We start from the raw sequence: 3402 nt of genomic DNA, 5'->3' as shown, positions 1-3402 counted from the left end.
AGAGTAGAACGTTGCCAAGCAGTCTTTTTTGCAATTTAATTGGGGCCATAGCTCAGCTGGGAGAGCGCCTGCCTTGCAAGCAGGAGGTCAGCGGTTCGATCCCGCTTGGCTCCACCAATGTTCCCTGATAGCTCAGTTGGTAGAGCACTCGACTGTTAATCGAGTTGTCACAGGTTCGAGTCCTGTTCGGGGAGTAACCGCTCTCAAAGTGGGGAATAACATTTTGAGAGCACCTTTTCAACTGAGAAGTCTAGTATGGCGGCGTAGCTCAGCTGGCTAGAGCGTACGGTTCATACCCGTAAGGTCGGGGGTTCGAGCCCCTCCGCCGCTACCAAGCCTATTGGAGAGATACCCAAGTGGCTCAAGGGGACCCTCTGCTAAGGGGTTAGACTGCGTAAGTGGTGCGAGGGTTCGAATCCCTCTCTCTCCGCCATAGTTTTTCCCACAGCTTTTAGAATGGCTGATTTTTGAGGCCCGTTGGTCAAGTGGTTAAGACACCTCCCTTTCACGGAGGTAACAGGGGTTCGAGTCCCCTACGGGTCACTTCTTCTAATATCCCATGGAGGCTTAGCTCAGCTGGGAGAGCATCTGCCTTACAAGCAGAGGGTCGGCGGTTCGATCCCGTCAGCCTCCACCATTTTAGATTAATGCGGAGCCGTGGTGTAGAGGCCTAACATGCCTGCCTGTCACGCAGGAGACCGCGGGTTCGAATCCCGTCGGCTCCGCCATTCTTTTCATAAAATATGCCGTTGTAGCTCAACTGGTAGAGCAACTGACTTGTAATCAGTAGGTTGGGGGTTCAAGTCCTCTCGACGGCACCACATATCTTCATGGAGGCTTAGTGAAGTGGCTAAACACGGCAGACTGTAAATCTGCTCTCTCCGAGTTCGGTGGTTCGAATCCATCAGCCTCCATCCTTTTTTTTGCATATTGGGGATTAGCCAAGCGGTAAGGCAACGGACTTTGACTCCGTCATGCCAAGGTTCGAATCCTTGATCCCCAGTATCACCCCTAGACAATCATTATGAGTCATTAGCTCAGTTGGTAGAGCACCTGACTTTTAATCAGGGTGTCGTAGGTTCGAATCCTACATGACTCACCACTTTACCCTAAGAAGTGAAGTATCAAGCATGCGCGCGTATGGCGGAATTGGCAGACGCACTAGACTTAGGATCTAGCGGGCGACCGTGGGGGTTCAAGTCCCTCTACGCGCACCAGTATATGCGGAAGTGGCTCAGCGGTAGAGCATCGCCTTGCCAAGGCGAGGGTCGCGGGTTCGATCCCCGTCTTCCGCTTTTTTGCTGTTTATTGGCCGGAGTGGCGGAATCGGCAGACGCACAGGACTTAAAATCCTGCGGTGGGTGACCACCGTACCGGTTCAAGTCCGGTCTTCGGCATCAGAATTAGCATAGCTAATCATATTTGCAATTAGATGAATGAGTCGCCTTTGGGGCGGCTTTTTTAATTTATTTTTTTGCAAAAAGGTCTACTCAAATGAGAGTAATAGCCGATCTAGCTATTTCGTTGTATACTGAACATTACAAGCAGGCCGCAGGTGTAAACGAATGTTGGTAACTGGGGTGTAATGATGAATCTATTCACGGGACAATTAAAATATGAAAATGCTTTCACAAACGAGCACGTCTGTGAGATCTTCGATAAATCCGCCATTGCGATGATCATGATTAATGCTTCAGGGCTTATTTTAAAAGCAAATGATATTTTCGCAGAGATGTTAGGGTACACCGTGCTGGAGTTAGAAGGTAGATATACGGTTGAATTTACGCATCCGGATGATGTTCAATTTAGTCAGAGCGTTTTGCAAAGAATTGCCCTGGAGACTGCACCACTGCAAGTAGAGAAAAGATACGTTCATAAGAATGGGAATATTATATGGGGGCTTGTGCTTGGTTTTCTGAATGGCGTTTACGAGAATGAGCCTTATTATGTGGCATGTATACAAGACATGACGCGTTTCAAGCAGCAGGAAAAAGAGCTTGAAAGTAAAGACAGTCACAACAAGTATCTGGAAACCTCTTTTCGGCAGCTCATTGAAAATTGGCCCGACGGTTTTGTGATTATACAAGATTATAATATTGTCTATAGCAATCAAGCCGCTTTAAAAATTATCAATGCTGCGAGGATGGAACAGATTATCGGGCGTCCTGTGTTTGATTTTATAGCGGAAGATAAGCACAGTATGATTAGGGAAAAAATATCTCAAGTCTATGAAGGATCCATAAGCAAGGGTGTGATGGATCAGTTGATTCGTCTGGATGGACGAACGATTGACGTCGAATTTACCGCAATTCCTGCTCATGATAATTCAGAGCGGGCCATGCATTTGCTTTTTCGCGATGTGACGGAACTTAAACGTACGGAAGATCTTATGCGAGTCTCGGACAAATTAAATGCGGTGGGTCAACTGGCTGCAGGCATCGCACACGAAATTAGGAATCCGCTCACGGCGATCAAAGGTTTTATTAAACTGGCTCGTGAGAAGTATCCTGAATCCCCGCACTATTTTGACATTATCCGTACGGAACTTGAACGCATTGAACTGATTACAAATGAACTGCTCTTATTGGCAAAACCCGGCCAGAGTACGATGCAAGTTTTGGATGTGCGGGACATTTTGGGCCAAGTAAGTGTATTGCTGGAAACACAAGGAGCGCTAAACAATGTACAAATCAGCCAGTCTTATACGAATGAAGCTCCGCTGCTGCTCCACGGCGATGGTAACCAGTTGAAACAGGTTTTTATTAATATTTTGAAAAACGCGATTGAAGCCATGCCCAAAGGTGGAGAGATTCAGCTAGAGGCCAGGATGGAGCAAGAAGAAATACGGATCGATATTTTAGACCAAGGACCAGGATTGACAGAGGAGCAGCTTAAGCGGATCGGTCAACCTTTTTATACAACTAAGGCTACAGGAACGGGGTTAGGATTAGTCGTCAGTTATAAAATCATTCAAAGCCACGGCGGCAGAATTGCCGTCGAGAACCGTTTGGAGCTGGGGGCAAGGTTTACTATCCATTTACCGCCTGCACCTGCTTTCTTACAGTAATACATAGGAATAAGGTTATGAAAGAAAGATCGACCGCAAGTTGCAGGGAGATCTTTTTGTTCTTTTGAGTTGCATTCTTGCCAAGGCTATGCTATATTATGATTCTTGTCTCAGACGGACAAGCGTTGCAGGTCAACTAGTTATGTTGTTAAGTTTCACAAACAAATAAAAGTGCTTGCATTCGAAAAAACAATATGGTATATTACTACTCGCTGCTTCGGAAACGCGGCAGTGCACGAAAGACATTGATCTTTGAAAACTGAACAACGAGTGAGTAAGCAAATCGGTTAGGTAACTAACCATTAATGAGATTAACAATCTCGCTAGCAAGTCAA

At 46.4% G+C, this 3402-nt stretch carries 1 protein-coding gene and 14 tRNA genes; all 15 read left to right on the top strand.

Annotated elements, in window-relative coordinates; all coding sequences use genetic code 11:
* Positions 1-41: 41 nt before the first annotated feature.
* Positions 42-117: transfer RNA gene (locus tag ABE504_RS33165), tRNA-Ala, on the top strand.
* A 4-nt stretch (positions 118-121) separates the two neighbouring features.
* Positions 122-194 (top strand) — tRNA-Asn (locus ABE504_RS33160).
* 63 nt (positions 195-257) lie between these two features.
* A tRNA-Met gene (locus ABE504_RS33155) sits at positions 258-334 on the top strand.
* 8 nt (positions 335-342) lie between these two features.
* A tRNA-Ser gene (locus tag ABE504_RS33150) sits at positions 343-433 on the top strand.
* Positions 434-471: 38 nt separating this feature from the next.
* Positions 472-543: transfer RNA gene (locus ABE504_RS33145), tRNA-Glu, on the top strand.
* 18 nt (positions 544-561) lie between these two features.
* Positions 562-637 (top strand) — tRNA-Val (locus ABE504_RS33140).
* Between the two features lie 14 nt (positions 638-651).
* A tRNA-Asp gene (locus ABE504_RS33135) sits at positions 652-728 on the top strand.
* 17 nt (positions 729-745) lie between these two features.
* Positions 746-821: transfer RNA gene (locus tag ABE504_RS33130), tRNA-Thr, on the top strand.
* Between the two features lie 11 nt (positions 822-832).
* A tRNA-Tyr gene (locus ABE504_RS33125) sits at positions 833-914 on the top strand.
* A gap of 17 nt (positions 915-931) precedes the next feature.
* Positions 932-1003: transfer RNA gene (locus ABE504_RS33120), tRNA-Gln, on the top strand.
* Positions 1004-1026: 23 nt separating this feature from the next.
* Positions 1027-1102, top strand: a tRNA-Lys gene (locus tag ABE504_RS33115).
* Between the two features lie 32 nt (positions 1103-1134).
* A tRNA-Leu gene (locus tag ABE504_RS33110) sits at positions 1135-1217 on the top strand.
* A 6-nt stretch (positions 1218-1223) separates the two neighbouring features.
* Positions 1224-1295, top strand: a tRNA-Gly gene (locus ABE504_RS33105).
* 16 nt (positions 1296-1311) lie between these two features.
* Positions 1312-1397 (top strand) — tRNA-Leu (locus ABE504_RS33100).
* Positions 1398-1588: 191 nt separating this feature from the next.
* Entirely contained in the window at positions 1589-3067 is a 1479-nt protein-coding gene (locus ABE504_RS33095; protein ID WP_430097007.1) for a PAS domain S-box protein, read from the top strand.
* Positions 3068-3402 lie beyond the last annotated feature (335 nt).

This window comes from Paenibacillus oryzisoli (assembly GCF_050467285.1).
Lineage (GTDB): Bacteria > Bacillota > Bacilli > Paenibacillales > NBRC-103111 > Paenibacillus_E > Paenibacillus_E oryzisoli_A.
The sequence above is the reverse complement of the archived record's forward strand: the minus strand, read 5'-3'. Positions and strand labels throughout refer to the sequence as shown.